At 52.0% G+C, this 817-nt stretch carries 1 protein-coding gene; it reads right to left on the bottom strand.

Translation table 11 applies throughout. The features are described 5' to 3' along the window. Positions 1-766, bottom strand: a 766-nt coding sequence (locus A3750_RS04785) for an NAD(P)-dependent oxidoreductase (RefSeq protein WP_231871715.1), incomplete at its 3' end; no start/stop codon positions are given. Between the last annotated feature and the right edge of the window lie 51 nt (positions 767-817).

Here is an 817-nt window from a genome sequence, read left to right as displayed (position 1 = left end):
CCACGAGGGACAGATATCCATCGTGAGTGCGCTGTGATAGCGGAAGCGTGAGGCCTTGAAGGCGTGCTTCATCGAGAATTGTGCGCATATCTTTTAGTTGTACTCTACTGCGGGCTCCCGGCTCATAGTTGCCATCGATCATGCGTTGGCCGTGCAGCTCTAGAATTCGGCTCGCAGCAAATCCGCCACTTAGCGCTTCTCGAACAGCTACGGGATCCGCCCCTCCTTTGGCAGCGAGTAATAGTGCCTCAGACACAGCGCCTATGGTAATGCCAACAATCGCCTGGTTGGCCAATTTCGCGAGCTGGCCGCAGCCATGCGCTCCAATATGCGTTGCTTTTCCGAGAGCGCTGAAAATGGAATTGGCGTATTCAACGTCGGCTCTTTCTCCACCTGCCATGATCGAAAGCGATGCTTCAGCCGCACCGACCGTTCCGCCTGAGACTGGCGCATCAAGGTATCGAATACTCCGCTCATGGAGCCTTGAGGCATGGGAACGAGCTTGTTCAGGCGGAATCGAACTCATATCAATGACTAGGCTGCCCGCCGAAATTGAATCCAGAACACCTTCTTGCATTAATACTGACTCGACCACCTCTCCTGTTTCGAGCATAGTGATGATGATGTCTGCGTGGCTGACTGCAATATCGGCACTTTCGTAGCAGGATGACGAAGTTCTAAATGCATCGAGTTTTTCTTGTGTTCGATTCCAAAGATGCAGTGAATGGCCGGCATTGATGAGATTCGTGACCATTGGTTGGCCCATTAAGCCGACGCCTAGAAAAGCGATGTTTATGTCTTCCACCTTGTACTAGAA

This window comes from Oleiphilus sp. HI0079 (genome assembly GCF_001635105.1).
The sequence above is the reverse complement of the archived record's forward strand: the minus strand, read 5'-3'. Positions and strand labels throughout refer to the sequence as shown.